The following is a 26,073-nucleotide window of genomic DNA, read 5'->3' as shown; positions in this document are numbered from 1 at the left end:
GAGTAAGTCAATGAAGAACGCCTATCAAAAAGCAGGAGTTAGTGTAGAAGCAGGTTATGAGGTCGTAGATCGTATCAAAAAACATGCCAAAAGAACAGAACGTTTAGGTGTTATGGGCGGTTTAGGAGGTTTTGGAGGTGCATTTGATTTAAGTTCACTCGGTGTTAAGAAGCCTGTTCTTGTATCAGGAACAGATGGTGTCGGGACAAAGTTAATGTTAGCCATTGAAGCAGATAAACACGACACAATTGGAATTGACTGTGTGGCAATGTGTGTGAACGACATCTTAGCTGCAGGAGCAGAACCGTTATATTTTTTAGATTATTTAGCGACAGGAAAAACCAATCCAGAACAAGTGGAGCAAATTGTCGCAGGAGTTGCGGAAGGATGTCATCAAGGAAATATGGCGTTAATTGGTGGAGAGACAGCTGAGATGCCTGACATGTATGCTGATTCAGATTATGATTTAGCTGGTTTTGCGGTGGGAGTGGCAGAGAAGGGTCAGTTACTCACTAAAGAAAAAGTTCAATCAGGAGATATTTTAATTGGGTTAGCTTCAAGCGGGATTCATTCAAACGGCTACTCATTGGTGAGAAAAATATTTTTTAAAGATAATGATTTTTCGTTAACGGATAAATTACCAAAATTAGGAAATCAAACATTAGGTGACGCTTTATTAGAGCCAACAAGAATTTATGTTAAGAGTGTACTACCACTGATTAAATCCTCATTAATTCACGGAATTTCTCATGTGACAGGTGGTGGATTTGTTGAAAACTTACCTAGAATGTTATCTGAAAACTTAGCAGTTGAAATTAACAAAGGAACTTGGGAGATACCGGCTATTTTTTCAGTGATGCAAGAGCAAGGGAATTTAAAAGAAGCTGAGATGTATGAAATTTTCAATATGGGAATTGGCATGGTTTTAGCCATTTCTCCTGAGAAGGTATCAGAAGTGAAAGCGAACTTATTAAAATTGGGAGAAACACCTTATGAAATAGGTCGTGTGATAACTAAAGAATCAGAAGAAATTGTTTTTATTGAGGAATTACGATGAGATTTGCTATCTTTGCCTCGGGGAATGGGTCGAATTTTGAATCGATTGTCGAACATGTGAAAAATCAGTTGATTTCTGGTGAATTGGTGTGTTTATTTACCGATCAAGAATCTGCTTATGTGATTGAAAGAGCTAAAAAGCACTACATTCCTTACTATGTATTTCCTAAGACAAAAGAATTATCTAAAGCTGAATATGAAGCACACATTTTAAATTTCCTTAAAGCAGAAGAAATCGAATTAATCATTTTAGCTGGTTACATGCGAATAATAGGTTCAACTCTTTTAAAAGCATATCCAAACCGAATACTTAATTTACACCCTTCTTTGTTGCCCAATTTTCCTGGAAAGCAAGGGATTTATGATGCATTTCATTCTGAGGTAATGGAAACAGGAATTACGATTCATCTAGTAGATAATGGCATAGACACTGGTCCAATTATTTTTCAAAAAAGCCTAGAAAGAAATGAAGAAGAAACGCTTGAAGAATTAGAAAAAAGAATTCATTCGTTAGAATACATGTATTACCCAAAAATAATTGCAGATTTTATAAGGGAGAACGAAAAATAATGACAAAAAAAAGAGCGTTGATTAGTGTTTCAGATAAAACTGGAATTATCGAGTTTTCTAAAGAATTGATCGCACTAGGATTTGAGATTGTTTCAACAGGTGGCACACAAAAAGTATTATCTGAAGCTAATATAGCAACTATTGGGATTGAAACAGTGACGAATTTTCCTGAAATGTTAGATGGACGCGTAAAAACACTTCATCCAAAAATTCACGGTGGCTTATTAGGTAAAAGGAGTGATACCGCACATGTAGAGACAATGAAACACCATGAAATCAAGGCAATTGATCTAGTCTGTGTTAATCTTTATCCCTTTAAAGAAACCATTCAACAACCAAATGTAACAGAAGTCGAAGCGATTGAAAACATTGATATCGGTGGGCCTAGTATGCTACGTAGCGCCAGTAAAAATTTTGAAAGTGTGACAGTTGTCATTGATCCTTGTGATTATAAAAAAGTGATAAAACAGATGAAAGAAGAAGGCAACACGACGGTTAAAATTCGTAAAGAACTAGCCGCCAAAGCATTTCGACACACAGCTAGTTATGATGCTTTAATTGCAGATTATTTAACAAAACAAGTGGAAGAGTTAAACCAAGAATCTTTAACGCTAACTTTTGATTTAAAACAAGAACTACGATACGGCGAGAATGGGCATCAAAAAGCAAGTTTCTACGGTTCAGCTGTTCCTAGTCCTTTTTCGATTGCTTCGGCTGAACAGTTACATGGTAAAGAGTTGTCATATAATAATATTAAAGATGCTGATGCTTGTTTGCGAATAATCAGTGAATTTAGTGCTCCAACGGCAGTAGCTGTTAAACACATGAACCCATGTGGTATTGGAAATGGCTCAACGATTTATAACGCTTTTTTGAATGCTTACAAAAGTGATCCTATTTCAATTTTTGGTGGCATTATTGCTCTTAATCGAGAAGTTGATTTAAAAACAGCAGAAGAACTAGGGAAAATTTTCTTAGAAATTATCATTGCACCAAAATTTTCAAAAGAAGCTTTAGCAGTTTTAAGCCAAAAGAAAAATATTCGCCTATTAGAACTGAATATGACAGAACAAAAAGATATAGCTGAAAAAGAATATGTTTCAGTTTTAGGTGGCTTATTAGTCCAAGAAATGGATACGTTAGTTGAGGAAGCAGCAACTTGGAAAATAGTAACGAAACGTCAACCATCTCATGAAGAATTAGAAGCTATGATTTTTGCTAATAAGTGCGTGAAGCATGTTAAAAGTAATGCGATCGTTCTAGCAAATAAAGAGCGGACACTTGGAGTCGGAGCAGGTCAAATGAATCGAGTCGGCTCAGTGGAAATTGCAATTAAGCAGGGACAAGAGTATGTAGAAGAAGCAGTTCTTGCTAGTGATGCATTTTTTCCAATGCCTGATAGCGTGGAATTAATAGGAAAGCAGGGTATTAAAGCAATTATTCAGCCAGGTGGAAGTATTAAAGATCAAGAATCTATCGATATGGCAGATAAATACGGTATTGCAATGATTTTCACTAATGTAAGACATTTCAAGCATTAAAAGGAGCTAATGATGAAAAGAAAAATATTAGTTATTGGTAGTGGCGGAAGAGAACACGCTATTTGTAAAAAATTACTTGAAAGCCCTAAAGTAGAGACTGTTTTTTGTGCAAAAGGAAATGCAGGTATGTTGTTTGATGGCATTGAAATTGTTGATATTTCAGAAGATAATCACGATGAATTGATTGTTTTTTCTAAAAAAATGGCAATTGATTGGGTTTTAGTCGGGCCAGAAGTTCCATTGATGAATGGCATAGTAGATGATTTTAAACAGGCTGGTATTAAAATTTTTGGGCCGAGTAAGGCGGCAGCAATGATTGAAGGTTCAAAAGAATTTGCTAAAAAAATAATGGTTAAATACGATATTTCGACAGCAAATTACCAAGGCTTTTCAGATTATGCTGAAGCATTAGAATACGTTAAAAAAAATAAGTTGCCGATTGTTATTAAAGAGGATGGGCTTGCAGCTGGTAAAGGTGTAACGATTGTCTATACGTTAGAAGAAGCTCAAACTGTTTTAAAAGCGATTTTAGGAGAGGCTTCATCACGAGTAGTCATTGAAGAGTTCTTAATTGGGAAAGAATTTTCATTATTGTCTTTTGTTAATGAAACAGGATTTTATCCGATGGTTGCAGCAAAAGATCATAAAGCTATTTTTGATGGTGACAAGGGATTGAATACTGGTGGAATGGGCGCGTATAGTCCTGTTGATTATGTGACAAAAGAAGTGGAAGAAACAGTCATTCAGGATATTATTCAACCGACAATTGAAGGGATGAAAAAAGAAGGCATTCCTTTTGAAGGTATTTTATATACGGGATTAATCTTAACAAATGAAGGTCCTAAAGTGATTGAATATAATGCTAGATTTGGAGATCCGGAAACACAAGTCTTGCTTGAAAGATTAGACTCCGATTTTTGTTTGGTAATTGAGTCATTATTAAGTCAAGAAGTACCTAAGATTATATGGAAAAAAGAAGGAACTAGCCTTGGTGTTGTCGTATCAGCAAAAGGATACCCAGAAGTCTACGAAAAAGGAATTGAAATTCCAGATTTTGGTGCAGAACATGAAGTAAAAATTATCTATTCAGGTGTTAGCCAAAATAATGATACCTTAGTTTCTAATGGTGGACGTGTTTTTTTAGTTGCAGTAACTGAAAAGTCCCGAAAAATAGCGCATAAAAAGATATATGAATGGTTGGAAAATCAAGATTTAAAAAAATTCTATTATCGGAAAGATATTGGGAATAATTAAGAATATAATAAATAGAGTAAAACCGTTAGTCCTTTGTAACGGTTTTTTTATAGTTAAAAAGTATCTATTGAATTGTTTTTAGTGAATTTTAGAAGAAAATAGCGTATAATGGTGAAAAGTGTGGGAGGCCAAGATGTGTCTCCTATTTTTTATGAAAGGAAGTCACTATGTTTGAAAAATATAAACCGACATGGATGATTGAAGCCATTTATGATATTACACCTAATCAATTGAAGGACCACGGGATTGAAGCTGTTTTAACGGATTTAGATAACACGTTAATTGCTTGGAACAATCCAGATGGCACACCTGAATTGTTAACTTGGATTGAAACAATGAAAGCTGCTAATATTCCAGTGATTGTTGTGTCTAATAATAAAGCTTCACGAGTGGAACGTGCAGTGAATCATTTAGGTCTTGAGTATGTATCACGGGCAATGAAGCCATTCGCCAAAGGATTTAATGAAGTTGAAAAAAGATATAACTTACCTAATGAAAAATTAATTATGGTAGGTGATCAATTAATGACAGATATTAAAGGTGCCAACAGTGCGGGTATTAGAAGCGTGCTTGTTAAACCAATTATTGAAACAGATGCTTGGAATACGAAATTCAACCGAACAATGGAGAAAAAAATAAAAAGATATTTACATAAAAAACACTCGGATATGAAATGGAGGAAATCACTTAATGACTGAGGAAATACGCTGTATAGGTTGTGGGACAGTTATTCAGACAGAGGACAAAGAGGGGATTGGGTTTACACCGAATTCAGCTCTTGAAAAAGGCTTAGAAAGTGGCGATGTTTATTGTCAACGTTGTTTTAGATTAAGACACTATAATGACATTCAAGATGTGGCTATTACAGATAAGGAATTCTTAGCTCTTTTAAACAGTATTGGAGATTCAGATGCTTTAATAGTTAATGTGGTAGATATCTTTGATTTTAATGGAAGTTTAATTCCAGGATTACACCGTTTTGTTGGTAATAATCCAGTTTTACTGGTTGGAAATAAAGTGGATATTTTACCTAAATCATTAAAACGTGGCAAGATGACCCAATGGATGAAGGAAAGAGCTTTTGAAGTTGGTTTAAGACCAACAGATGTGACCTTAACAAGTGCGAAAAGTAGTTCAGATATTGAAGAGTTACTTGAATTGATTGAGGAACATCGTGCAGGGCGTGATGTGTATGTAGTAGGTGTTACAAACGTTGGTAAATCAACATTGATTAATGCAATCATCAATCATTCAGCTGGAGTAAAAGACTTAATTACTACGTCACAATTTCCTGGAACAACTTTAGATAAGATTGAAATTCCTTTAGAGGATGGTCGCTTCTTAATCGACACACCAGGAATTATTCATCGTCATCAAATGGCGCATTATTTAGGTAAAAAAGATTTAATGCTTGTTTCACCAAAAAAAGAAATTAAGCCAAAAGTTTACCAATTAAATGCAGGTCAGACACTATTTTTAGGTGGTTTAGCACGTTTTGATTTTATTCAAGGAAATAAACAAGGATTTATTACGTATGTTTCTAATGACTTAACGATACATCGTACTAAATTAGAAACCGCCACAGAATTTTATGAAAAACATGCAGGTGGACTATTACAGCCGCCACGAGAAAATGAACTAGATGAGTTTCCTGAACTTGTTCGCTTTGAATTTTCAGTGAAGGAAAAAACTGATTTAGTATTTGCAGGTCTTGGTTGGGTAACTATTCCGGATGCAGGTGTTGTAGCAGGTTGGGCGCCAAAAGGTGTTGACGTGATTCAAAGAAAATCACTAATTTAAAAATAGAAGAGGTAAGAAGAATGAAATTAAGAGGAAAACAAAAACGCTTTTTAAGAAGCGAAGCACACCATATGAATCCACTGGTTCAAATTGGAAAAAATGGCATTAGTGAAACATTACTAGATCAAGTAGATGATTTGCTTGAAAGAAGAGAATTAATTAAAGTTAATTTGTTGCAAAATACAGATGAAGAAGCAAAAGATGTAGCTGATGTTTTTGAAGAAACACTTCATTGTGAAGTTGTTCAAATAATTGGGCGTATCTTAGTTGTTTACCGTGAATCATCTAAAGAAAAATTTCAAAAAATTTCTAAACAAGTTCAATCAATTTAATTGTGGTGAAAGTATGAAATCAGAAGTTAATATAATGATGCACGCACAAGAAAAAGTAAATTCAATCCCTTCTAAAAGAAAAAGAGTAGGTATCTTAGGTGGTGGATTTAATCCTATTCACATGGGACATTTAATAATGGCAGATCAAGTGTGCCATCAATTAGCATTAGATAGTTTTTTTCTAATGCCGTCGTATGAATCACCACATGTTGATAAAAAAGAAACCATTGATTCTAATGAACGTGTTCAAATGTTGAAATTAGCTACTGAAGACAATCCAAAGCTAGGAATAGAATTAGCTGAAATCAATAGAAAAGGTAAAAGTTATACTTATGATACGATGAAAAATTTAATTGAAGCTAATCCTGATACAGATTATTATTTTATCATTGGTGGCGACATGATTGAGTATTTACCAAAATGGTATAAGATTGATGAATTGATGAAGATGATTCAATTTGTCGGTGTGGAGCGAGTGGGATCTAGTAAAGAAACCCCTTATCCTATTATTTGGGTAGATTTACCATTGATTGAAATTAGTTCTAGTGATATTCGTAAAAAAATTGCTTCAAATTGTTCAGCAAAGTACTTTTTACCTGAGAATGTGTTAAACTATATTCATAAAAAAGGATTGTATCAAAATGGAGTACAGTAACCAATATACGAAACATACAAGAGATGAGTTAATTAAATTAGTTTCTGCTCAAATGAGTGATAAACGATTTCAGCATGTTTTAAGAGTTGAAAAAAAAGCTCTTGAGCTTGCTGAAAAGTATGATGTTGATTTGGAAAAAGCAAGTATCGCTGCTTTGACTCATGATTATGCAAAAGAAAGACCGGATGAAGAGATGATTACTCTCATTAGACAGTCAGAAATAGATAATGATATTATTCGATATGGTAATAATATCTGGCATGGAATTGTAGGCGCTCGTTTAGTTTTAAAAGAGTTAGGCATTTCCAATCAAGATATACTGAAGGCTATCGAATCACACACGACGGGTAGCCAATCTATGAGTGAACTAGAAAAAGTTATCTATGTGGCAGATTATATTGAAGAGGGACGTCATTTCCCTGTAGTGGAAGAAGCTCGCCTTGTAGCTAACAAAAATTTAGATGAAGCTGTCGCTTTTGAAACAAAGCATACCTTGCTTTATTTAATAAATAATCAAAATAAAATTTACCCCAAGACATTAGAAACATATAATGCTTGGGTCGTGAGATGAAAATAGGAGGAATTATTATTAATAGTAATAATATATTAGAATTAGTTGTTAAAGCAGCTGATTCAAAACGTGCAGAAGATATAGTAGCGTTAGACGTAGCAGAGGTTTCTTTATTAGCTGATTATTTTGTTGTTTGCCATGGTAATAGTGACAAACAAGTAATGGCAATCGCAAGTGAAATCATAACTGCTGCTCAAAAAAGTCAAATCGAAGTAAAACGTGTGGAAGGTAAGGAATCAGCTCGTTGGGTCTTAATTGATTTAGGCGATGTGATTGTTCATGTTTTCCATAATGAAGAAAGAGAATTTTATAATCTAGAAAAATTATGGTCAGATGCACCACTTGTTAATATTACAAGTATGGTTGACTAGGCATGGCAAGTTACGAAACATTTGCAAAGATTTATGATGAAGTGATGGATGAAAATCTGTACTTAGATTGGTTAGAATTTACGTGTCGACATCTTGAAAAAAGACAGCAAAAAGTCTTAGAACTTGCTTGTGGGACAGGTATTCTATCAGTTGAATTAGCCAATTTAGGTTTTAATGTCTGCGGGTTAGATTTATCTGAGGACATGATTACCTTAGCTAAAAAAAGAATTACATCGGACGACGAAAAATTATCTTTTAAAACAGGAGATATGCTCGATTTAGATGAAAAAAATAGTTATGATGTTGTAACTTGTTATTCAGACTCGATTTGTTATATGCCTGATAAAAAAGCAGTAGGTCAAGTTTTTTCAGGTGTTTATAATAGTCTAAAAGAGAATGGAACATTTATTTTTGATGTTCATTCAACTTTTCAGATGGAAGAATCTTTTTCAGAATACAGTTATCATTATCAAACAGATGAATTTGCCTTTCTTTGGGAAAGTTACCCAGGAGATCATGAGTACAGTGTTGAACATTTTTTAACATTCTTTGTTTCAGATAAGAAAGGAAAGTTTGAGCGTTTTGATGAACTTCATGAAGAACGAACTTACGATATCTCAACTTATAAAACTCTGATTAAAGATGCTGGATTTAAATCAGTTGAAGTTTATGCTGATTTTGAAGATGTTGCACCAAGTGAAGAATCCAATCGTTGGTTTTTTGTTTGTCAAAAATAAAAAATCGCCAAATATTATAAGTAAAGCTGTGTTATCTTTAAATAAAGATAACCGGCTTTTTTAAGGATGTGAAAAAATGAAAAGTTGTGGAGTAATAGTCGAGTATAATCCTTTCCATAATGGTCATAAATATCATATAGAACAAGCCAGAAAGAAATCACAAGCTGATGTTATTGTGGCAGTCATGAGTGGCAATTTTTTACAGCGAGGAGAACCAGCTGTAATAGATAAGTGGTTAAGGGCAAAAGAGGCTTTAAGTAATGGAGCGGACCTAGTGATAGAATTACCCTTTGCCTATGCTGTGCAATCTGCTGATTACTTTACAAGAGGAGGTGTCAAAATCCTCCAAGAGTTAAAAGTAGATAGTTTATGCTTTGGTACAGATAGTAGTAAATCAGTAGATTATGAGTCTTTTGGCCGTTTTCATAACGAAAATATCGATAGAATAAATCAAAAATATCGAGAAATTAAAAATAATGGAAGTAACTATCCACAACTTATGACTCAAGTTTATCGTGAATTGTATCCGGAATGGCAACTTGATTTTTCTTCACCTAATCATATATTAGGTATGGGATACGCTAAAGAAAATGCGAAGTACGATCAACCAATGAGTTTATATTCGATTCAAAGAGTGGGGAATAACTATCATGATACAAAAGTTAGTCACAAAAAATTTGCTAGCGCGACCTCTATTAGGGAAAAAATTTTATCAGATCAATTGGAAAATCTAGAAGATTTAGTACCAATTAAGACCTGTCAAGATTTAGAATTAAATCCTTTAGCTAGTTGGGAAAATGCCTGGCCCTATTTAAAGTACCAATTAACCATTCAAACTGTGGAAGAGTTAAGAAATTGTTATCAAATGGTCGAAGGGTTAGAGTATCGCTTAAAAGAAGCGGCATTATCTTCTGAGAACTTTAATGAATTTATTCAAAAAGTTAAGAGTAAACGGTATACTTGGACCAGAATTCAGAGATTGTGCACTTATGTGTTACTTCAAGTTAAACAAGAAGATATTGAGCAGGTGTGGGAAAATACATGCATAAGAGTATTAGGTTTTACGGACGAAGGAAGAAATTTTTTGAAGAATAAAAAAAAAGAAATAGCTTGTCCAATGGTTACAAATATTAATAAAAAAAATGAATCTTATCTAAGTTTAGATATTAGAGCAGGTCTGTTATATACTATGATTAGTAAGAGTGATGACCATCAGGATTATTACAGAGCACCAATTTATTTGAAGGAGGAATAAGAAATGAAAGTTGTATTTCATATTGACAAGCAAGAAAAATGGCAAACAGTTTTAAGCAATATTATTAATTTATTAGAATCAGGAAAAAAAGACATTAGAAGTGTTGAAGTAGTTGCAAATGGTAAAGCTGTATTAGGATATGTAGACTCAAATTTAGCGATTCCGATGCATGAATTAACTGAATTAGGCGTTTGTTTTAGTAGCTGTCAAAATGCAATGAACGCAAATGAAGTAGATAAAATAAGCATTCACCCATTTATTAAAGTTGTTCCAGCAGGCGTTTTACGTTTAGTTGAATTGCAAACTGCTAAGTATGCTTATATCAAGCCTTAAAAAAATATTTAACTTTAAACAATAAGCTATCTAACGAGGGTAAACTTTTTATTCCCTGACTATTAAAAAAATTATTCGTATAAATAAAAATGAGACTGATATTTTGAATCAGTCTCATTTTTTGTTAATCAATATTAATTTATTGTTTTACGATAAGAAAGTATTGACTTACGAAAAATAAAATGATATATTTATTTCATCAAATGAAAGAAAGCAGGAATTAACATGATGAAAAATAATCAGTCACCGAAATTGACAATACTATCTATTATTTTATTAATAATTGGTGGGAGTAGCCTTTTTATAAAAGGTTTTTTACCTGAATATGTAGATGCTCAAGGATTTTTAATCGAACCGTACTTCTTTTTAATTCCAATTGGGTTTTTTATTGTATTTTTAGGTTTAATAATTGGAGCAATTGCATTTATAAGAAATATGACAGGTTTAAGAAAGTAGTACCCTAGACTAGATAAAGGTTCTTATACAAATTTAAGAACCTCTATCTTTTTTTAGATTGTATTATGATATAATAGAAACTAGCCTCGTAAGGAGTTAAAAAATGACAATAAAAAAAATTAACCTACTTTTTAAATCAATTATTACTATTTTAGGATTGAGTGGAGCTGTATTACTATTAGTCGTAGGACCAAAAATTAGTGATTATCTAGAAACCACAACTTTTGAAAAATTAATTGTGTTTCTGTTATGGATAACAGCAATTCCTGTTGTATTTATTCTATTTAAACTTTGGAAAATAAGTTCAGACTTGTTAAAAGAAGAGATATTTTCAGAAAAAAATAGCCAACGATTGATTCAAATAGCCTATGCTAGTTTAATTGAAAGTGGTATTTATGGGATTGGAATTATTATCGGCTTATTTGAATTAAAAGGAAATTATCCATTCTTTTTAATTTGTTTCTTTTTCTTTTTTGTTGGATTAACACTCTCAGTCATTGCCTCACTATTATCTTATATATTTAAAATGGCAGGTAATCTAAAATCGGAGAATGATCTAACTATTTAAAAGAAAAGGAAGTGCTGAAAAATGCCGATTCGCGTTAATTTAGATGTGATGCTTGCTAAAAGAAAAATGTCAGTTACTGAGTTATCTGAACATGTAGGTATTACAATGGCTAATCTGTCTATCTTAAAAAATGAAAAAGCCAAGGCTGTGAAATTTTCGACTTTAGAAAAGATATGTGAAGCACTTGATTGCCAACCAGGAGATATTTTAGAATATGAAAAAAACGAGTGAGAAACAAGTTGAAAACTTGAGTCTCTCTCGTTTTTATTGATGTTTGAAATTAATATGACGTTGTGTACACCAGTTGACTAAATCAGGTGAGAGAACGATTGGTTTTCTCTCAATCTCAACGATTCTTTTAGCACCAATCATTGTCATTAGAAACGTTAATTCTTCTTTCCAACTTTCTATTTGTTCGATAGATACTTGGTTTCCTTTAGTTAGAATCATATGCAAAAATTCTCCAGAAATCCCAACTGCTTTGGCGCCGAGTCCAAAAGCAGCAAGCATTTGGAGAGGATTTTTTATACCTCCAGAAGCGATAAAATCGGCTTGTTTTCGGTAAAAATGAGCTTCGAGTAAAGATTCAGCCGTTGTTTGTCCCCAATTCAGTAAATAATCAAATTCTTTATGATCTCGACGTTCGTTTTCGATATGAATAAAATTAGTCCCACCTCGACCGCTGACATCAATGACACCCACCCCAATATCAAGTAATTGTTGAATGGTTTCTTTTGACATTCCAAACCCGACTTCTTTAACGATAACTGGTGCTTGAACATTTTTGACAATACGTTCAATGTTACTCAGCCAATTAGTAAAGTCACGATCACCTTCTGGCATGACCAATTCTTGTGGCGTGTTGACGTGAATTTGTAGAGCATTAGCCTCTAATAAATCTATTGCACGTTTAGCACTATCTACAGAATGATGAGCCCCTAAATTAGAAATGATTAAGCCATCAGGATTATTTTTTCTAACTACCTTAAAACTTTCAATAGTACTAGGTTCTTTAAGTGCGACACTGACAGAACCAACAGCCATTGCTAAGTGAGTTTCTTTGGCAATCATGGCTAGATTTTGGTTGATGACATGAGCTTTTTCACTACCACCAGTCATAGCATTTATGAAGAAAGGATAGTCTAATGAAAGACTACCCAAAGTTGTATTTAGTTTTACATCATCTGTTTTGATTTCAGAAAAAGATTGATGAATAAAACGAACTTCATCTAATCCATTTGAAGAGGTTTCATTGTACTGCATCTCAGCTAAATGGATGTGTTGATCTTTTCGATTCCAATGAGTTGTCATTCTTAGTCCTCCCACATAATTGATGAATAATCAGTTTTTTCTTCTTTATAAACCTGTAGAGGTAAATTTACAATCCCTTGTTCACGCCAATTATTAACCATAGGCAAAATTTCATCATGTTGATTAAATAAAACAATCCCACAATCTCCACCACCAGCGCCAGAAGATTTAGCAGCGCCATTGAAACTTTCGGCAATGGTACAAAGATCTGTCAGTGCTTGAGTTTCGATATCAACCCCACTTTTTTGTGCTAATGATTTTAATAAATCACGATTGATTCGAATTCCTTTTTGGATTTTTTCGATATCTTTGTTTTTAAACGCATTAATAATAGAAGTAACACATTGATTACTATCGAGAAGGAATTGCTTATAGAAACCATTCATTTCATTTTGTTCATCATTTAATTGATCGACAAGAGAAGTGGTGGAAGCAGGTGAGCCTGTCCAACCAATTAAAAGTCTTAAATCAGCAGGTGCTTTTAGTGGCTCAATCATTAATTTCGGCCACTCTTGTAAAAGAAGAGAATTAATCTTTTCACCCTCAGCTAATTGTTCAATAACCCATTCTCTTTCAAAACAAGCATAGGCAATCCAGCCACCATAAGAACTGGCGGCTAAGTCGCCAAAAGAGCCATTACTATTTAGAGATAAGTGGGTAATAGCAGCTAATTTATAAAGTAATTCTGAATCATAAGTAATCTTATAAAGTGACAATATAGCTTTTATTGTTGCGATCGTTACAGCACCACTTGAACCTAAACCGTATTTACGACCATCCTTATTGTCTAATTCACTTTCGATCGTTAAATCAAAATATTTTAAGTCATAATTTAATTCTTGTAGATATTGTTCTACAATGGTGACTGATTTAGTTATATATGAGAAGGGATTTTCTCTTTCATCAATATAAAATTTACCGTTTTTTCTTGTCCACGGGATTGAAATACCATTGGAGTAGCTTGAACAAATACTACCTTGTTTGTCAGCTTCTTTAAGTGTTACGGTAATAAATTGATCCAGGGCTACAATGAGTGCAGGATGTCCGGGCTCAAGAACAGCATATTCTCCCGCAATATATAATTTTCCTGGAGCACTTGCTTTTATCAAAAAAATCTCTCCTTTAATAATTCCATTCTGATCTATTTAATAGTCGGATTCCTTCACCAATCTTAGAAGGAATGATTTGTTCTTCTTTGAATTCTTCTAATAGAAGTTGCTCTATTTTTAACATATCCGATTGTTTACATAATACCTTAACGTTCGGACCAGCATCCATTGTAACATAGCATGGAATGCCTGTCTCACGAATTTCTTTGACTTTCTGGATGGCTTTTACACTGTCTGGCTCCCAATAAGAAATTGGCGGAAAAGCACCTAACATTGTCGCATGCATTTTCATTCCGTTGGATTCTGTAATTTCACCTAATTGGATAAAATCTTGCTTTTTAATCGCTTCTTTCATTTTTGTAAGGTCTGAGGTAGCTGTTTCAACCCAAGATGAATAAAAGGGCGACGTTTTGATGGTCTGTTTCATTCCGACACGGCTGGATAATTTCTTACGCCCCGTATTAACTGCAATCACAATCATCCCAATATCCCATGATGCATCATCAACAGGGATTGCATGACTTGAAGTCGTTTCATCATCATTCCCCATAAACCACTCAACAAAACCTCCGTAGACACTCCTAGTAGCACTACCACTACCTTGTCTAGCAAAAGTAGATAGAGTTTTTAAATCTAAGTTAAGACCAATTGCCTGATTCATTGCTCCAGCTAGAGCTGAAAAAGCGGAAGCAGAAGAGGCTAAACCGGCAGCAGTCGGAACATGATTATAACTCTTTACACAAGCTTTTGTCTCAATTTTAGCTAAATTCCTAAACAAATTTAAGAATTCTGTAATCTTTTGAGTTTCTTCGACCCCTTGTTTAGTGTCATCTAAATAGAATTCATCTGAAGTTAAGTTATCATCTAAAACTACTTCAGTATCAGTAAAAAAAGCATCCAAAGTTAATGAAAGGCTACTGTTCATAGGTAGGAAGAGTTCTTCATTTCGTTTTCCCCAATATTTAATTAAAGCGATATTTGTATGTGCACGGCATCGGCCAGTTGATTTCATTTAAATTCCTCTTCTCATATCGTAAACCCAAGTTGTTTTAGCACCATTATCTGCTAATGCCTGGGCGATTTTCTCAGCACTCATTTTATCATGGGTTAAGGCAATCATACAACCACCACGACCGCCACCAGTTAATTTAGCTCCTATTGCGCCATTATTTTCTGCAGTTTCTACTAATCGATTTAATTCAGAACTAGAAACTCCGAGTTGATTTAGAAGTTGGTGAACGTGTGACATAGTTAAACCAAGTTTTGCAGCTTCATTGTTTTCTAAAAAGTAGCGTCCTTTTTTTGCTAGTTCTCCAAGTTGATTAATCCTTTTTTTTGTATTGACTGAATCAGTGTTAGTTAGTTTTTTTGAAATACTAGCAACAGCTTCTTTTGTTTGGCCAGTTTTCCCAGTGTCACCCACTACTAAATAAGCGTCTAAATTTAATTTTAAAGGTTCAAAAGGTTGACCTTTAGTATAGTAGTAAGGCGATGAACTACTTGTCATTAGGGCATCTAAACCACTGGGATTTCCATGGGCAATTTTTTCAGAAATATCAACGATTGCCAGTAAATTTTCTTGTGTTAAGTCTGTGTTAAAAAAATCAAATAATGCTCGTGTTGTGGCGACTGAAACTGCAGCGCTTGATCCCATACCACGTTCAGCAGGAATCTGACTCTCAATTGTAATAGCAAGAGGATAATTTTCTTTATGTAATTGCTTCAGTGTGACACGAATTGTTTCTTTTAAACTCTCTAATAATTCTGGCATATCTTCTAATAGGCCTTGATAAAATTCACAACTGATCACTGTTTGATCCCTTGTTTCTTTAACAACTGCCTTAACTTTAGCAGCAGGAAAAGGAATAGCGATAGATGGTTGATTGTAAACAACAGAATGTTCTCCTAAAAGAATAATCTTAGCATTTGATTCACCAACACCTTGCGTTTCTTTTTTCATAGTCGTCGCTCCTTTTATTTATAACTAATAATTTGAATGATAAATGGTGCAGCATAAAGTGCCATAAACTGAACACCATAGCTTACACCCAACCGGTTTAGTGTACCACAGATAATACCAATTAATAAAACACCAAATATATTTATTAAGCCGGCATCAATATAAGCAAGTAAAAACACAAGAGCGATAAATAAAGCAAGTAAACTTTCATGGGGAATTTTAGTTAAGACAAAAGAAGTAAGCTTCTCAGAAAGTTTTGTTGCGATAAAGTAAACTAGTAAAAGTGCAATTAAACTACCCATCACAAAAGCAGTGATTAACTGTGGTTGAGAATAAGCTTGCGTGATGGTTGCCCCGATTTTAAAAACTGGTGGGGATTCAAAAAAAGCAGCACCAGGACCAATTGCAGTTGGTGCTAAAGGAATTCCAATAGCGACAATTGAGATTAAAAGGCCTGAAATATAAGTCCCTTGAGCTAAAGCATTCATTGTTGTTACTGTAAGTTCAGCTCTTTTTAGCTCATCAGATTCTCTTTTACCAACTGATTCTCCTATAAGTAAAATTAAACCTACTGGACTTAAAACGAATAAAAAATTAGCAATAAAAGTTGATAAACTTGCGAAAATAGTTTCTTTCTTTGTTAGTGACTGTTTATTTTTCTTAATAGTAGGCAGTGTGATGTTTTTCGTAGAAGTTACAGTTACCTTGTCTAATTCATTCTTTTGTAATAAGGATAAAAGAGAAAGAATTAGTGGTGCAACAGTAATGCCAAGAAAAAAAGACGTTGTGATATTTTTTTCTAAAGGTACAGCCCCGCTTTCCCAATACAGATGTCGAATCCCTTGAAATAGCATAGCTAAAGGAACAATACTGATAAGAGACAAAATTTTAGCTGAACTTAATAGAGATAAAAAAATAGCACCACCAATAAATAGCCAACTGGCATAGGAAGTAATGGTTGTCGCAAAAGGGGCGATTAGATTAGCAATAATAATACTAATAATCAAAGAAACAAGAACACCAATCACGCTAGCACGGGCTATTTTTTTAATCACAGCACTAGTTCGACCATACTTTTTAATAATTAAAGCATGCTCAATCATAGGAGCAGAAAGAACACCACCAGGTAACCCTGCAATCAGGGTCGGTATAGCGTTCATTAAATTTAGTGTGACACAGGCAGCGATAAAAAAAGTTAATACTACAATAGGGTTAATACCACCTAAAATAAGAGCGAGTGTTACGGGCATCAAAACACTGGTTTCATCTGTCCCGGGAATTAGCCCAATGAAAGAATAGAGGGTTACAGCTAAAATACTGGCAATTATCATTTCGATAAGTAAACTAGTTGTCATGATCCATCTCCTTAGAAGGTGTGACATGATCATGAAGCTTTCTTTTTGGTGTAATGAAAAACGAATTAACGGTAAAAGCAATGATAGCTCCTAATAGTCCGAAAAATAATTGTTGTGTGGGACTATTTTTATCTGCAAGATTATATAGCCCCATCGTTAAAATAATAGAAATTAAAAGAGCTTTTATTAAATCAACTATTCCAACAATATCTCCCCAAATTGTAATTAAACGTTGCTTTTTCATGTTATTCTCCTTTTAATAAAATCTTTGTTATTTAATAATAACTAAAAGATGAGAATGAAGATACATTTAAATAGAGTTTTTATAAATTCTTATAGGATTTTCATTCTGTTTCCATAAAAAATTAAGAAAAGATGAGGATTAAGAGATGAATTGTGATAAACTAATAAAAAAGTTTGGAAGGTGGAATGTATTATGGTAGACATCAAATGGGACGAATTGGGATTTTCTTACATCAAAACACCACTAAGATATCTTTCGTATTGGAAAGATGGTAGTTGGGATGACGGGATTATGACTGAGGATAATCAATTACATATTAGTGAAGGTTCTCCAGCAATTCACTATGGTCAACAGTGTTTTGAAGGATTAAAAGCATATCGAACTAATGACGGAACAATTAATTTGTTTAGAGTAGAAGAAAATGCCAAACGAATTAATCAAAGTGGACGTCGTTTGATGATACCTCATATGCCTGAAGATAAATTTATAGATGCAGTTAAAAAAGTTGTGGCAGCTAATCATGAATACGTTCCGCCTTACGGTTCAGGAGGCACACTATATCTTAGGCCAATAATTATTGGTGTTGGTGATTCAATCGGTGTTGCACCAGCTCAAGAATACATCTTTACTGTTTTTTGTATGCCAGTAGGTCCTTATTTCAAAGGTGGTATGAAACCAACCAATTTTGTGATATCTGATTATGATAGAGCGGCTCCAGCGGGAACTGGTGCGGTTAAAGTTGGTGGAAATTATGCCGCTAGTTTGTTACCAGGAACAGAAGCAAAAGAGAGATTATTTTCTGATTGCATTTATCTTGATCCGGCAACACATACTAAGATAGAAGAAGTAGGTGCTGCTAATTTTTTTGGTATTACAAAAGACAATCGTTTTATCACTCCAATTTCCCCCTCCATTTTGCCTAGTATCACTAAATACTCATTGCTTTACTTGGCTAAAGAGCGTTTAGGGATGGAGGCTATTGAGGGAGATTGTTACTTAACTGAACTTGATCAATTTAGTGAGGCGGGAGCATGTGGAACAGCGGCAGTGATTTCTCCAATTGGTGGGATTCAACTGGAAGAGGATTTTCATGTCTTTTATTCTGAAATAGAAGTTGGACCAGTAACTAAACGCCTATATGATGAATTAACTGGCATTCAATTTGGTGACATTGAAGCACCAAAAGGTTGGATTACAAAAGTAGAGTGGTGAAAAAAAGCGAAGCTGACATAAAGTCGACTTCGCTTTTTGTTATTTTTTCGCTTCTTGTAAAATATTGATTTTTTCGATTTTAACCTCTTTTTTAGGCTTATCAGCTTCGCCAGTCTCAACAGCAGCAATTTTATCTACGACATCCAAACCTTCAGTTACTTGACCGAAAACAGTATGTTTACCATCTAAATGAGGAGTGCCTCCATCTTTGTAGGCGTCAATAATTTTCGATGGATAAACTTCTGATAACAAACCGTCGGACATATCATCATTATTTTGAACGATAAAGAATTGACTACCGTTTGTATTAGGACCTGAATTAGCCATAGATAAAGCACCACGTAAGTTATAAAGTTGGTTTGAGAATTCATCTTCAAAGGCTTCCTTCCAAATACTTTCACCACCAGTACCGTCCCCTTTAGGATCGCCACCTTGAATCATAAAATTATTCATCACTCTATGGAAAGCTAATCCATTATAGTAGCCATCTTTTGCATGGGTCATAAAATTTTCTACCGTTTTTGGTGCTTGTTCTGGAAATAGTTTGATTTTGATTGTTCCCTCAGATGTAACCATTTCAACTAATGCTTCATTTTCAGCTACTTCCTTATTTAATTGAGGTAATTCTAATTTGTTAAGGTCAACTTTTTCTTTCTTTTCAGTTGAAGATTGCGCTGTGTCACTAGATTTTGATTTAGTTTCTTTAGTGTCACCATTACCACATGCCCCTAATAACATAACAGATAATAAAAGTGTTGCAGAACCTATGAATAATTTATTTCTTTTCATACAATTTTCCTTCCGTTGTTCAAATAGTAGTGTTCTTATTTATAGTAACAAAAATAGAAGTATCTGCCAACAGTTAAAAATATAAAAGTGGTCTAGACAATTAATGAAGCTCTTGTTATAATGAAAAGGCATTCAGAATAAACTAGGAGGTTCTTCAATGGGACAATTAGGTATTTCGATTTATCCAGAACGTTCAACATTTGAGAAAGATAAAGCTTATTTAGATTTAGCACATAAATATGGTTTTAAACGTGTGTTTACAAGTTTACTACAGGTTAACGATGATAAGGAAAAAGTTATAGCAGAGTTTAAAAAAGTAGTAGATTATGCGAATCAATTAGATTTTGATGTGATGGTCGACATTAATCCATCACTATTTGGTCAATTAGGTATTTCCTATGATGATTTGTCTTTTTTCCATGAACTAGGGGCAGATGGAATTCGTTTAGATCTTGGCTTTACTGGAGCAGAAGAAGCAAAAATGACGAGAAATCCGTATGGAATTAAAATAGAAATAAATATGAGTTCAGGTACACGCTATGTAGATAATATTATGAGTTACTCACCTAATGTCAATAATCTGTTAGGCTCTCATAATTTCTACCCACATCGTTATTCAGGTTTGGAGTATCAACATTTTGTGAACTGTTCCAATCAATTTAGACAATATAATATTAATACGATGGCTTTTGTTAATTCACATGATGCTACATTTGGTCCGTGGCCGACACAAGATGGGTTATGTACTTTAGAAGATCATCGTGATTTAGAAATAGGAACGCAAGTAAAACATTTCTTGTTAACTGGTTTGATTGATGATATTACTGTGGGGAATGCTTACGCTTCAGAAAAAGAATTAAAAGAAATGTCAGAAGCGTTCTTTTCTGAAAATCCTAAAATTAAAGTGGACGTTCTTGAAACAATTACAGAAGATGAACGTGTTGTTCTATTCGATAACTTACATGATTACCGTGGTGATCGTTCAGCCTACATTTTACGTTCAACGATGACTCGAATTAAATATAAAGATTTAGCGTTTCCTAAAACCAATACACCAGATATGACTAGGGGGGACGTGTTAATTGATAATGTTGGCTATGGTCAATACAAAGGTGAAACACAAATAGCTCTCAAAGAAATGACAAATGATGGTCGTGTGAATGTTGTTGGAAAAATCGCAAAAGATGAATTATTTCTATTAGATTTTCTAAAACCATGGTCGAGTTTTGAGCTAATTGAAAATAAATAATAATGATGTAGGTTAGTACGACTAAAGTGCTAACCTATTTTTGTTTATCTTTCTATGATTTTAAGCTAAAATAAGAAAGTAAGAAGCAATAAAAGGAGAACAATTTCATGGATCATAAAGAGATCACTGATCTTTTGGAGAAAAATTATAGAATTCTTAACGAATCTAACGCCAAATGGTTAGATAAACGTGTTAAGTATTTATTAGCAAGAATTTTTACTGGGAAAGGACAAATTTTACCATTAACTGAGTTTGATTGGCTAGACAAAGCATTTATTCATAAGTCTGGTTTGTTTACAAGTTTCTCAAAAGTTACAAGATACACGTTAACTGGTTTAATGCTATCAAGCCAATTAAATTCAGTTGAAGGAATTGAAGAGTTATTTTTTAATAAAAAAATTTTAAAAGATAATGGATTTAAGTCTTCTGGGGCAACCTATTTTGCCGCGTATCAACTTTTTTTATCTAAAAATGAGGATAGAGAAGCAATTGTTCAACGGGCAGATCGATTATATAAAGAGATAAAGGCCATCCACCCATTTATTACAACGACAAATGATTACAGTGCGGTTGTTTCTTTAGCACAAGCTGAACAATTGGCTCATTTAAGCGAAGTCGAAATCTGTGGGATTGTGGAATATTATTTTGAAGAATTTCAAGCTATCGGATTGAAGAATAGAGATAGTTGTCTTGTCGCCTCTACATTATCGACACTTATGAATGGTAAAAAAGATTTGGAGTATTTATCTCATCTTAGTACTTTAATTGAATTTTTTGAAAATAATCGTATCAAAATTAAAAGTGTACACTTTGTCCCGTTAGTATCATTGACTTATTTGAGGCAACAGACTGATTTAGTTGATTTAGAGGAGTTGCTTATTTTTATGGATGAAGTTTGTAAAAATATTTCTATTTACTTTGAAGCTGATTATAAAGAGTCTTTAGCAATGAGCCTATACGCGGAAAGTAAATCAAATACTTTAAATCGGTCAAACATGACAACGTTATCGGTTTCTTTTAATCAAATTATAGTTCAAGAACAAACGATGCTTGCCAGTAATTCGGTCGCATTAATCAATTAAAAGGCTTAAAATTACAAGAAAAACGTTAGAAGAAATTGGACAAATGCTATTGCAACAAGTACAATGATGAAGAGATTTTTTAGAATATGAGGAGGACAAGAGATGTCCATGTTTTTAGATCAGGTTACAATTAATGTTAAGGCTGGAAAAGGTGGCGACGGAATGGTTGCTTTCCGTCGTGAAAAATACGTTCCAGATGGTGGACCAGCAGGTGGGGATGGCGGAAAAGGCGGTAGCGTCATTCTTATTGTAGATGAAGGTTTACGTACGCTGATGGACTTTAGATTTAACCGTCATTTTGCGGCTGATGCTGGTGAAAATGGTATGAGTAAAAGTATGCACGGTAGAGGATCAGAAGATAAATTTATCAAAGTCCCAGCTGGAACAACAGTTAGAGATAAAGAAACTGGGGAATTATTAGGAGATTTAGTTAAACACGGTGAACAGTTACAAATTGCCCGTGGAGGACGCGGTGGACGTGGAAATAATCGTTTTGCAACACCAAGAAATCCAGCACCAGAAGTGGCTGAAAACGGTGAACCAGGACAAGAACGCCAAATAGAAATGGAATTAAAAGTCTTAGCAGACGTTGGTTTAGTAGGCTTTCCATCTGTTGGAAAATCAACTATTCTTTCTATTGTATCAAAAGCAAGACCAAAAATTGGGGCGTATCACTTTACAACCCTAGTACCAAACTTAGGTATGGTAGCAACATCAGATGGTGATAGTTTTGTTATGGCTGATTTACCAGGATTGATTGAAGGGGCATCAGAGGGAATTGGTTTAGGTACTCAATTTTTACGTCATATTGAACGTACCCGTGTTATCTTACATGTCGTTGATATGAGTGGTATGGAAGGTCGCGATCCCTATGAAGATTATGTGTTAATCAATAAGGAATTAGAAACACATAATATGCGTCTTTTAGAACGTCCACAAATTATTGTCGCTAATAAAATGGATATGCCTAATGCAGAAGAAAATTTGGCTATTTTTAAAGAACAAATTGCAGCATTAAAGGAAGACGAGTTTGCTGATGATTTACCAATCTTCCCTATCTCAAGTATTGCAAGACAGGGGATTGAACCATTGCTGAACGCAACAGCTAAGTTAGTCGATATTACACCAGAGTTTCCGATGTATCAAGAAGAAGAAGTGGAAGATGTGGTTCATTATGATTATAAAGCTGAAGAGCCAGATTTCACTGTTTCTCGTGATGATGACGCAACATGGGTATTGTTAGGTGATAAGCTCGAAAAATTATTTGTTATGACCAACTTTGACCGTGAAGAAAGTGTCATGAAATTTGCCCGTCAATTAAGAGGGATGGGTGTTGATGAAACACTTAGATCAATGGGCGCTAAAGATGGCGATTTTGTAAGAATTAAAGAGTTTGTATTTGAGTTTGTCGATTAAAATTTAAATAAATCCAAAGAATCAAAAAGGAGTAAATACTCTCTTTTGGTTCTTTTTTTGTTTTTTACTTGTGATAATCAATTTCATTTGCTATACTGTGAGTAAGTTTTAGGTAACCCTAAAAAATAAATTAATTAAACCGAAATAGAAAAGAGGGTGTTCATTTATGATGAATACAACAACCGCATCTTATGAGGTGCATGAAGAATTAACTAGTAAGCCAATTGAAGTGTCTAACATGACAGTGGCTTATCAACATAAAAAAGCAATCGAGAATGTAAGTGTTTCGATTGAACCTGGAAAAATAACAGGAATTATTGGACCAAATGGTGCTGGTAAGTCAACTTTATTAAAAGCAATGATTGGTTTGATCAAAACAGAGTCAGGAGAAGTAACTGTTTCTGGTAAGTCATTAGACGTGATTAGAAAAAAAATAGCTTACGTTGAACAAAGAAGTGCGATTGATTTAACTTTTCCAATTAAAGTCGATGAAGTCGTTCTTTTAGGAACATTTCCAAATCTTGGCTTGTTTAGAAGACCTAAAAAGGCTCAAAAAGAAAAAGTTGTCGAGTGTTTAAAACAAGTGAAAATGGAAGACTTCTCTAATCGACAAATTGGTAATTTATCTGGTGGTCAACTGCAACGAGTTTTTATTGCTAGAGCTTTAGCACAAGAAGCAGATATTATCTTTTTAGATGAACCGTTTGTAGGAATTGATATGGTAAGTGAGAAAGTTATTGTAGATTTATTAAAAGAGTTAAGAAATCAAGGGAAAACAATTGTTATCGTCCATCATGATTTACATAAAACACGTGAATACTTCGATAATTTAATTATTATGAATAAACAATTAGTTGCTTCTGGTAGTGTTGAAAGTACTTTTGTTACTAAAAATATTCAGGCTGCTTATGGAGATACTATGGGTGAGATTGTGATAAAAGGAGTGAATGACTAATGATTCAAAATTTTATAAGTGGTTTAATGCAATATGAGTTTTTACAAAATGCTTTAATGACATCTATTATTGTTGGTGTTGTTTCTGGTGTCATCGGAAGTTTTATTATTCTTAGAGGAATGTCACTGATGGGAGATGCTATATCTCATGCTGTATTGCCTGGAGTGGCTGTTAGTTATATTGTGGGAGCTAATTTTATGATTGGGGCGTCAATTTTTGGGATTGCGGCTGCAGGATTAATCGGATTTGTGACACAGAAAAGTAAATTAAAAAGTGATACAGCTATCGGTATTGTTTTTAGTTCGTTCTTTGCTTTAGGTATTATTCTAATCTCTTTTGCACAAAGTTCGACAGATTTATACCATATTTTGTTTGGTAATGTTTTAGCTGTAAGGCCAAGTGATTTGTATACTACATTAGGTGTAGCAGTTGCGGTAATATTATTTGTCGCTCTATTCTATAAAGAGTTATTAGTTAGCTCTTTTGATCCAGTGATGTCAGAAGCTTATGGGTTAAAAGTTCAAGTTATTCATTATGCATTAATGTTCTTTTTAACACTTGTTGCAGTATCTTCATTGCAAACAGTAGGAACTGTTTTAGTGGTGGCGATGTTAGTTACACCAGCAGCAACAGCTTATCTTTTAACTGATAGATTATCAGTCATGATTTTCTTATCAAGCTTAATTGGTGGCGTAAGTGCCGTTGTCGGGTTGTTCTTTAGTTACTCTTACAATCTAGCATCAGGTGCAACTATTGTTTTAACAACTGCTATGTTCTTTATCATAGCCTTTATATTCTCACCTAAACAAGGATTTATTTTTAAAAAGAAAGAGGTTGTTATTATTGAAGAAATCTAGAATTGTATTTATCGGACTAGTTTCCTTTTTGGTTATGTTTACCCTAGTGGGGTGTGGTGGAGGAACTTCTAATAATTCAGAAAAAGAAAAAAATGATGAAGGTAAAATAAAGATTGTAGCGACAAACTCAATCATAGCGGATATGGTTGAACAAGTAGGAAAAGATAAGGTTTCAGTTCACAGTATTGTCCCTCGTGGAACAGATCCTCATGAATTTGAACCATTACCAGCAGATATTTCTAAAGCAACGGATGCAGACCTTATTTTCTATAATGGATTAAATCTTGAAACTGGTGGTGGCGGTTGGTTCATGAAATTAATGAAAACATCTAAAAAAGAAGATGGTAAAGATTATTTTGTGACAAGTAAAAATGTGGAACCATTATTTTTAACGAGTAAAGGGCAAGAGAGTGAACAAGATCCTCATGCTTGGTTATCTTTAGAAAACGGGATTATCTATGTTAATAATATTAAAGATGTCTTAGTTGAAAAAGATGTAGAAAATAAAGAATTTTACGAAAAAAATGCCAAAGAATATACACAAGAACTACAAACATTACATGATGATAATGTTAAACGGTATAAAGATATACCAGAGGATAAAAACCTTTTAGTCACAAGTGAGGGAGCTTTTAAGTATTATTCACAAGCTTATGGAACAAAGGCTGCTTATATCTGGGAAATTAACACAGAAAGCCAAGGAACTCCTGACCAAATGAGTCAAATTATCGATCAAATTAGAAAAACAAAAGTACCTTCTCTGTTTGTTGAACAAAGTGTGGATCCTAGGAGTATGGAATCTGTTTCAAGAGAAACCAAAATTCCGATTTATGATACAATTTTTACGGATTCTTTAGCTAAAGAAGGCGAAGAAGGAGATACTTATTTAACGATGATGACATGGAATTTAGATAAAATTCATGAAGGATTAACTAAATAATATATAAATGAGGATGACAAAAAATGTCATCCTTATTTTTTTTGAAATTTATTTATAGTCAGTCGAAAAAATTAATTTGGCTGTGTGATACAAAA

Annotated in this window: 30 protein-coding genes; 23 read left to right on the top strand and 7 right to left on the bottom strand. The window is 33.9% G+C overall.

Translation table 11 applies throughout. The features are described from left to right. Nucleotides 1-10 precede the first annotated feature (10 nt). The 16 genes from purM (at nucleotide 11) to FM121_RS00945 (ending at nucleotide 11,730) form a co-directional block, all read left to right on the top strand. On the top strand, nucleotides 11-1,057 hold the full coding sequence (purM, locus tag FM121_RS01020; RefSeq protein WP_086950297.1) for a phosphoribosylformylglycinamidine cyclo-ligase: 1,047 nt from the start codon (nucleotides 11-13) through the stop codon (nucleotides 1,055-1,057). After that, nucleotides 1,054-1,626, top strand: a complete 573-nt coding sequence (gene purN, locus FM121_RS01015) for a phosphoribosylglycinamide formyltransferase (RefSeq protein ID WP_086950296.1) — start codon at nucleotides 1,054-1,056, stop codon at nucleotides 1,624-1,626. Before purM ends, purN begins: the two co-directional genes overlap by 4 nt. After that, nucleotides 1,626-3,167, top strand: a complete 1,542-nt coding sequence (gene purH / locus FM121_RS01010) for a bifunctional phosphoribosylaminoimidazolecarboxamide formyltransferase/IMP cyclohydrolase (protein WP_086950295.1) — start codon at nucleotides 1,626-1,628, stop codon at nucleotides 3,165-3,167. Before purN ends, purH begins: the two co-directional genes overlap by 1 nt. 12 nt (nucleotides 3,168-3,179) lie before the next feature. Further along, the gene (gene purD, locus FM121_RS01005; protein ID WP_086950294.1) at nucleotides 3,180-4,421 is read left to right on the top strand and encodes a phosphoribosylamine--glycine ligase; all 1,242 of its coding nucleotides are present in this window, start codon (nucleotides 3,180-3,182) and stop codon (nucleotides 4,419-4,421) included. Nucleotides 4,422-4,588: 167 nt separating this feature from the next. Next, nucleotides 4,589-5,119 carry a YqeG family HAD IIIA-type phosphatase gene (locus tag FM121_RS01000; protein ID WP_086950293.1) on the top strand — a complete coding sequence of 177 codons (531 nt, stop codon included), beginning with the start codon at nucleotides 4,589-4,591 and terminating at the stop codon, nucleotides 5,117-5,119. Then, nucleotides 5,112-6,221 (top strand): ribosome biogenesis GTPase YqeH, encoded by a 1,110-nt coding sequence (gene yqeH / locus FM121_RS00995; RefSeq protein ID WP_086950292.1) that lies wholly within the window; start codon nucleotides 5,112-5,114, stop codon nucleotides 6,219-6,221. The genes FM121_RS01000 and yqeH overlap by 8 nt, the downstream gene beginning before the upstream one ends. Before the next feature lie 20 nt (nucleotides 6,222-6,241). Beyond that, a complete protein-coding gene (gene yhbY / locus FM121_RS00990) occupies nucleotides 6,242-6,553 on the top strand; it encodes a ribosome assembly RNA-binding protein YhbY (protein ID WP_086950291.1) in 312 nt (103 codons plus the stop codon). A 13-nt stretch (nucleotides 6,554-6,566) separates the two neighbouring features. Next, entirely contained in the window at nucleotides 6,567-7,208 is a 642-nt protein-coding gene (locus FM121_RS00985) for a nicotinate-nucleotide adenylyltransferase (protein WP_086950290.1), read from the top strand. Beyond that, nucleotides 7,195-7,779, top strand: coding sequence for a bis(5'-nucleosyl)-tetraphosphatase (symmetrical) YqeK (gene yqeK, locus FM121_RS00980; RefSeq protein WP_086950289.1), 585 nt, complete (start codon nucleotides 7,195-7,197; stop codon nucleotides 7,777-7,779). Before FM121_RS00985 ends, yqeK begins: the two co-directional genes overlap by 14 nt. Beyond that, a complete protein-coding gene (rsfS, locus tag FM121_RS00975; protein ID WP_086950288.1) occupies nucleotides 7,776-8,150 on the top strand; it encodes a ribosome silencing factor in 375 nt (124 codons plus the stop codon). Before yqeK ends, rsfS begins: the two co-directional genes overlap by 4 nt. Nucleotides 8,151-8,152: 2 nt before the next feature. Next, the gene (locus FM121_RS00970) at nucleotides 8,153-8,887 is read left to right on the top strand and encodes a class I SAM-dependent DNA methyltransferase (RefSeq protein ID WP_086950287.1); all 735 of its coding nucleotides are present in this window, start codon (nucleotides 8,153-8,155) and stop codon (nucleotides 8,885-8,887) included. A gap of 76 nt (nucleotides 8,888-8,963) precedes the next feature. Next, nucleotides 8,964-10,142 carry a nucleotidyltransferase gene (locus FM121_RS00965; protein ID WP_086950286.1) on the top strand — a complete coding sequence of 393 codons (1,179 nt, stop codon included), beginning with the start codon at nucleotides 8,964-8,966 and terminating at the stop codon, nucleotides 10,140-10,142. A 3-nt stretch (nucleotides 10,143-10,145) separates the two neighbouring features. Next, entirely contained in the window at nucleotides 10,146-10,475 is a 330-nt protein-coding gene (locus FM121_RS00960; protein ID WP_086950285.1) for a DsrE family protein, read from the top strand. 228 nt (nucleotides 10,476-10,703) lie between these two features. Then, nucleotides 10,704-10,931, top strand: a complete 228-nt coding sequence (locus FM121_RS00955) for a DUF3955 domain-containing protein (protein ID WP_179203761.1) — start codon at nucleotides 10,704-10,706, stop codon at nucleotides 10,929-10,931. A 103-nt stretch (nucleotides 10,932-11,034) separates the two neighbouring features. After that, on the top strand, nucleotides 11,035-11,499 hold the full coding sequence (locus FM121_RS00950) for a DUF2975 domain-containing protein (RefSeq protein ID WP_086950283.1): 465 nt from the start codon (nucleotides 11,035-11,037) through the stop codon (nucleotides 11,497-11,499). A gap of 21 nt (nucleotides 11,500-11,520) precedes the next feature. Then, a complete protein-coding gene (locus FM121_RS00945) occupies nucleotides 11,521-11,730 on the top strand; it encodes a helix-turn-helix domain-containing protein (protein WP_086950282.1) in 210 nt (69 codons plus the stop codon). 33 nt (nucleotides 11,731-11,763) lie between these two features. Here FM121_RS00945 and fni read toward each other — a convergent pair whose 3' ends face one another. The 6 genes from fni to FM121_RS00915 are packed head-to-tail and all read right to left on the bottom strand — an operon-like array spanning nucleotide 11,764 to nucleotide 17,478. Continuing rightward, nucleotides 11,764-12,810: a type 2 isopentenyl-diphosphate Delta-isomerase gene (gene fni / locus FM121_RS00940; protein WP_086950281.1), complete on the bottom strand. Its 1,047-nt coding sequence runs from the start codon at nucleotides 12,808-12,810 to the stop codon at nucleotides 11,764-11,766. A 2-nt stretch (nucleotides 12,811-12,812) separates the two neighbouring features. After that, nucleotides 12,813-13,919: a phosphomevalonate kinase gene (locus FM121_RS00935; RefSeq protein WP_086950280.1), complete on the bottom strand. Its 1,107-nt coding sequence runs from the start codon at nucleotides 13,917-13,919 to the stop codon at nucleotides 12,813-12,815. A 13-nt stretch (nucleotides 13,920-13,932) separates the two neighbouring features. Then, nucleotides 13,933-14,931, bottom strand: a complete 999-nt coding sequence (mvaD, locus tag FM121_RS00930; protein WP_086950279.1) for a diphosphomevalonate decarboxylase — start codon at nucleotides 14,929-14,931, stop codon at nucleotides 13,933-13,935. Then, nucleotides 14,932-15,879, bottom strand: coding sequence for a mevalonate kinase (mvk, locus tag FM121_RS00925; protein WP_086950278.1), 948 nt, complete (start codon nucleotides 15,877-15,879; stop codon nucleotides 14,932-14,934). Between the two features lie 14 nt (nucleotides 15,880-15,893). Then, entirely contained in the window at nucleotides 15,894-17,234 is a 1,341-nt protein-coding gene (locus FM121_RS00920; protein WP_086950277.1) for a tripartite tricarboxylate transporter permease, read from the bottom strand. Beyond that, complete coding sequence (locus FM121_RS00915; RefSeq protein ID WP_086950276.1) at nucleotides 17,224-17,478, bottom strand: hypothetical protein; 255 nt, start codon at nucleotides 17,476-17,478, stop codon at nucleotides 17,224-17,226. Before FM121_RS00915 ends, FM121_RS00920 begins: the two co-directional genes overlap by 11 nt. A gap of 192 nt (nucleotides 17,479-17,670) precedes the next feature. Here FM121_RS00915 and FM121_RS00910 point away from each other — a divergent pair, with 192 nt between their 5' ends. Continuing rightward, nucleotides 17,671-18,690, top strand: coding sequence for a branched-chain amino acid aminotransferase (locus FM121_RS00910; protein ID WP_218778605.1), 1,020 nt, complete (start codon nucleotides 17,671-17,673; stop codon nucleotides 18,688-18,690). A 39-nt stretch (nucleotides 18,691-18,729) separates the two neighbouring features. Here the strand turns inward: FM121_RS00910 and FM121_RS00905 are convergent, their stop codons facing one another. Then, nucleotides 18,730-19,428 carry a peptidylprolyl isomerase gene (locus FM121_RS00905; RefSeq protein WP_373385052.1) on the bottom strand — a complete coding sequence of 233 codons (699 nt, stop codon included), beginning with the start codon at nucleotides 19,426-19,428 and terminating at the stop codon, nucleotides 18,730-18,732. Between the two features lie 208 nt (nucleotides 19,429-19,636). Here FM121_RS00905 and FM121_RS00900 point away from each other — a divergent pair, with 208 nt between their 5' ends. From FM121_RS00900 to FM121_RS00875, 6 genes are all read left to right on the top strand, one after another. Continuing rightward, nucleotides 19,637-20,728, top strand: coding sequence for a DUF871 domain-containing protein (locus tag FM121_RS00900; protein WP_086950274.1), 1,092 nt, complete (start codon nucleotides 19,637-19,639; stop codon nucleotides 20,726-20,728). Between the two features lie 107 nt (nucleotides 20,729-20,835). After that, entirely contained in the window at nucleotides 20,836-21,810 is a 975-nt protein-coding gene (locus FM121_RS00895) for a DUF4003 family protein (protein ID WP_086950273.1), read from the top strand. Nucleotides 21,811-21,912: 102 nt separating this feature from the next. Then, complete coding sequence (obgE, locus tag FM121_RS00890) at nucleotides 21,913-23,226, top strand: GTPase ObgE (RefSeq protein WP_086950272.1); 1,314 nt, start codon at nucleotides 21,913-21,915, stop codon at nucleotides 23,224-23,226. Nucleotides 23,227-23,395: 169 nt separating this feature from the next. Further along, on the top strand, nucleotides 23,396-24,181 hold the full coding sequence (locus tag FM121_RS00885) for a metal ABC transporter ATP-binding protein (protein WP_218778611.1): 786 nt from the start codon (nucleotides 23,396-23,398) through the stop codon (nucleotides 24,179-24,181). Then, nucleotides 24,181-25,038, top strand: a complete 858-nt coding sequence (locus tag FM121_RS00880) for a metal ABC transporter permease (RefSeq protein ID WP_086950271.1) — start codon at nucleotides 24,181-24,183, stop codon at nucleotides 25,036-25,038. Before FM121_RS00885 ends, FM121_RS00880 begins: the two co-directional genes overlap by 1 nt. Further along, nucleotides 25,025-25,978, top strand: a complete 954-nt coding sequence (locus FM121_RS00875; protein WP_086950270.1) for a metal ABC transporter substrate-binding protein — start codon at nucleotides 25,025-25,027, stop codon at nucleotides 25,976-25,978. The genes FM121_RS00880 and FM121_RS00875 overlap by 14 nt, the downstream gene beginning before the upstream one ends. Nucleotides 25,979-26,073 lie beyond the last annotated feature (95 nt).

It is taken from the genome of Vagococcus fluvialis bH819 (genome assembly GCF_900163795.1).
Taxonomy (GTDB): domain Bacteria; phylum Bacillota; class Bacilli; order Lactobacillales; family Vagococcaceae; genus Vagococcus; species Vagococcus fluvialis_A.
Note: the sequence above shows the minus strand (reverse complement) of the source record. Positions and strands in the feature narration are given on the sequence as shown.

Bases quoted from the DNA above. Each gene is read 5' to 3' on its own strand.
- yhbY (WP_086950291.1), top strand. From the start codon at position 6,242: ATGAAATTAAGAGGAAAACAAAAACGCTTTTTAAGAAGCGAAGCACAC.
- yqeH (WP_086950292.1), top strand. From the start codon at position 5,112: ATGACTGAGGAAATACGCTGTATAGGTTGTGGGACAGTTATTCAGACA.
- purD (WP_086950294.1), top strand. From the start codon at position 3,180: ATGAAAAGAAAAATATTAGTTATTGGTAGTGGCGGAAGAGAACACGCT.
- FM121_RS00905 (WP_373385052.1), bottom strand. From the start codon at position 19,428: ATGTTATTAGGGGCATGTGGTAATGGTGACACTAAAGAAACTAAATCA.
- purH (WP_086950295.1), top strand. From the start codon at position 1,626: ATGACAAAAAAAAGAGCGTTGATTAGTGTTTCAGATAAAACTGGAATT.
- mvk (WP_086950278.1), bottom strand. From the start codon at position 15,879: ATGAAAAAAGAAACGCAAGGTGTTGGTGAATCAAATGCTAAGATTATT.
- obgE (WP_086950272.1), top strand. From the start codon at position 21,913: ATGTCCATGTTTTTAGATCAGGTTACAATTAATGTTAAGGCTGGAAAA.
- mvaD (WP_086950279.1), bottom strand. From the start codon at position 14,931: ATGAAATCAACTGGCCGATGCCGTGCACATACAAATATCGCTTTAATT.
- rsfS (WP_086950288.1), top strand. From the start codon at position 7,776: ATGAAAATAGGAGGAATTATTATTAATAGTAATAATATATTAGAATTA.
- FM121_RS00985 (WP_086950290.1), top strand. From the start codon at position 6,567: ATGAAATCAGAAGTTAATATAATGATGCACGCACAAGAAAAAGTAAAT.
- FM121_RS01000 (WP_086950293.1), top strand. From the start codon at position 4,589: ATGTTTGAAAAATATAAACCGACATGGATGATTGAAGCCATTTATGAT.
- fni (WP_086950281.1), bottom strand. From the start codon at position 12,810: ATGACAACTCATTGGAATCGAAAAGATCAACACATCCATTTAGCTGAG.
- FM121_RS00955 (WP_179203761.1), top strand. From the start codon at position 10,704: ATGAAAAATAATCAGTCACCGAAATTGACAATACTATCTATTATTTTA.
- FM121_RS00915 (WP_086950276.1), bottom strand. From the start codon at position 17,478: ATGAAAAAGCAACGTTTAATTACAATTTGGGGAGATATTGTTGGAATA.
- FM121_RS00910 (WP_218778605.1), top strand. From the start codon at position 17,671: ATGGTAGACATCAAATGGGACGAATTGGGATTTTCTTACATCAAAACA.
- FM121_RS00880 (WP_086950271.1), top strand. From the start codon at position 24,181: ATGATTCAAAATTTTATAAGTGGTTTAATGCAATATGAGTTTTTACAA.
- FM121_RS00970 (WP_086950287.1), top strand. From the start codon at position 8,153: ATGGCAAGTTACGAAACATTTGCAAAGATTTATGATGAAGTGATGGAT.
- purM (WP_086950297.1), top strand. From the start codon at position 11: ATGAAGAACGCCTATCAAAAAGCAGGAGTTAGTGTAGAAGCAGGTTAT.
- FM121_RS00895 (WP_086950273.1), top strand. From the start codon at position 20,836: ATGGATCATAAAGAGATCACTGATCTTTTGGAGAAAAATTATAGAATT.
- FM121_RS00900 (WP_086950274.1), top strand. From the start codon at position 19,637: ATGGGACAATTAGGTATTTCGATTTATCCAGAACGTTCAACATTTGAG.
- FM121_RS00885 (WP_218778611.1), top strand. From the start codon at position 23,396: ATGAATACAACAACCGCATCTTATGAGGTGCATGAAGAATTAACTAGT.
- FM121_RS00965 (WP_086950286.1), top strand. From the start codon at position 8,964: ATGAAAAGTTGTGGAGTAATAGTCGAGTATAATCCTTTCCATAATGGT.
- FM121_RS00920 (WP_086950277.1), bottom strand. From the start codon at position 17,234: ATGACAACTAGTTTACTTATCGAAATGATAATTGCCAGTATTTTAGCT.
- FM121_RS00960 (WP_086950285.1), top strand. From the start codon at position 10,146: ATGAAAGTTGTATTTCATATTGACAAGCAAGAAAAATGGCAAACAGTT.
- yqeK (WP_086950289.1), top strand. From the start codon at position 7,195: ATGGAGTACAGTAACCAATATACGAAACATACAAGAGATGAGTTAATT.
- FM121_RS00945 (WP_086950282.1), top strand. From the start codon at position 11,521: ATGCCGATTCGCGTTAATTTAGATGTGATGCTTGCTAAAAGAAAAATG.
- FM121_RS00950 (WP_086950283.1), top strand. From the start codon at position 11,035: ATGACAATAAAAAAAATTAACCTACTTTTTAAATCAATTATTACTATT.
- purN (WP_086950296.1), top strand. From the start codon at position 1,054: ATGAGATTTGCTATCTTTGCCTCGGGGAATGGGTCGAATTTTGAATCG.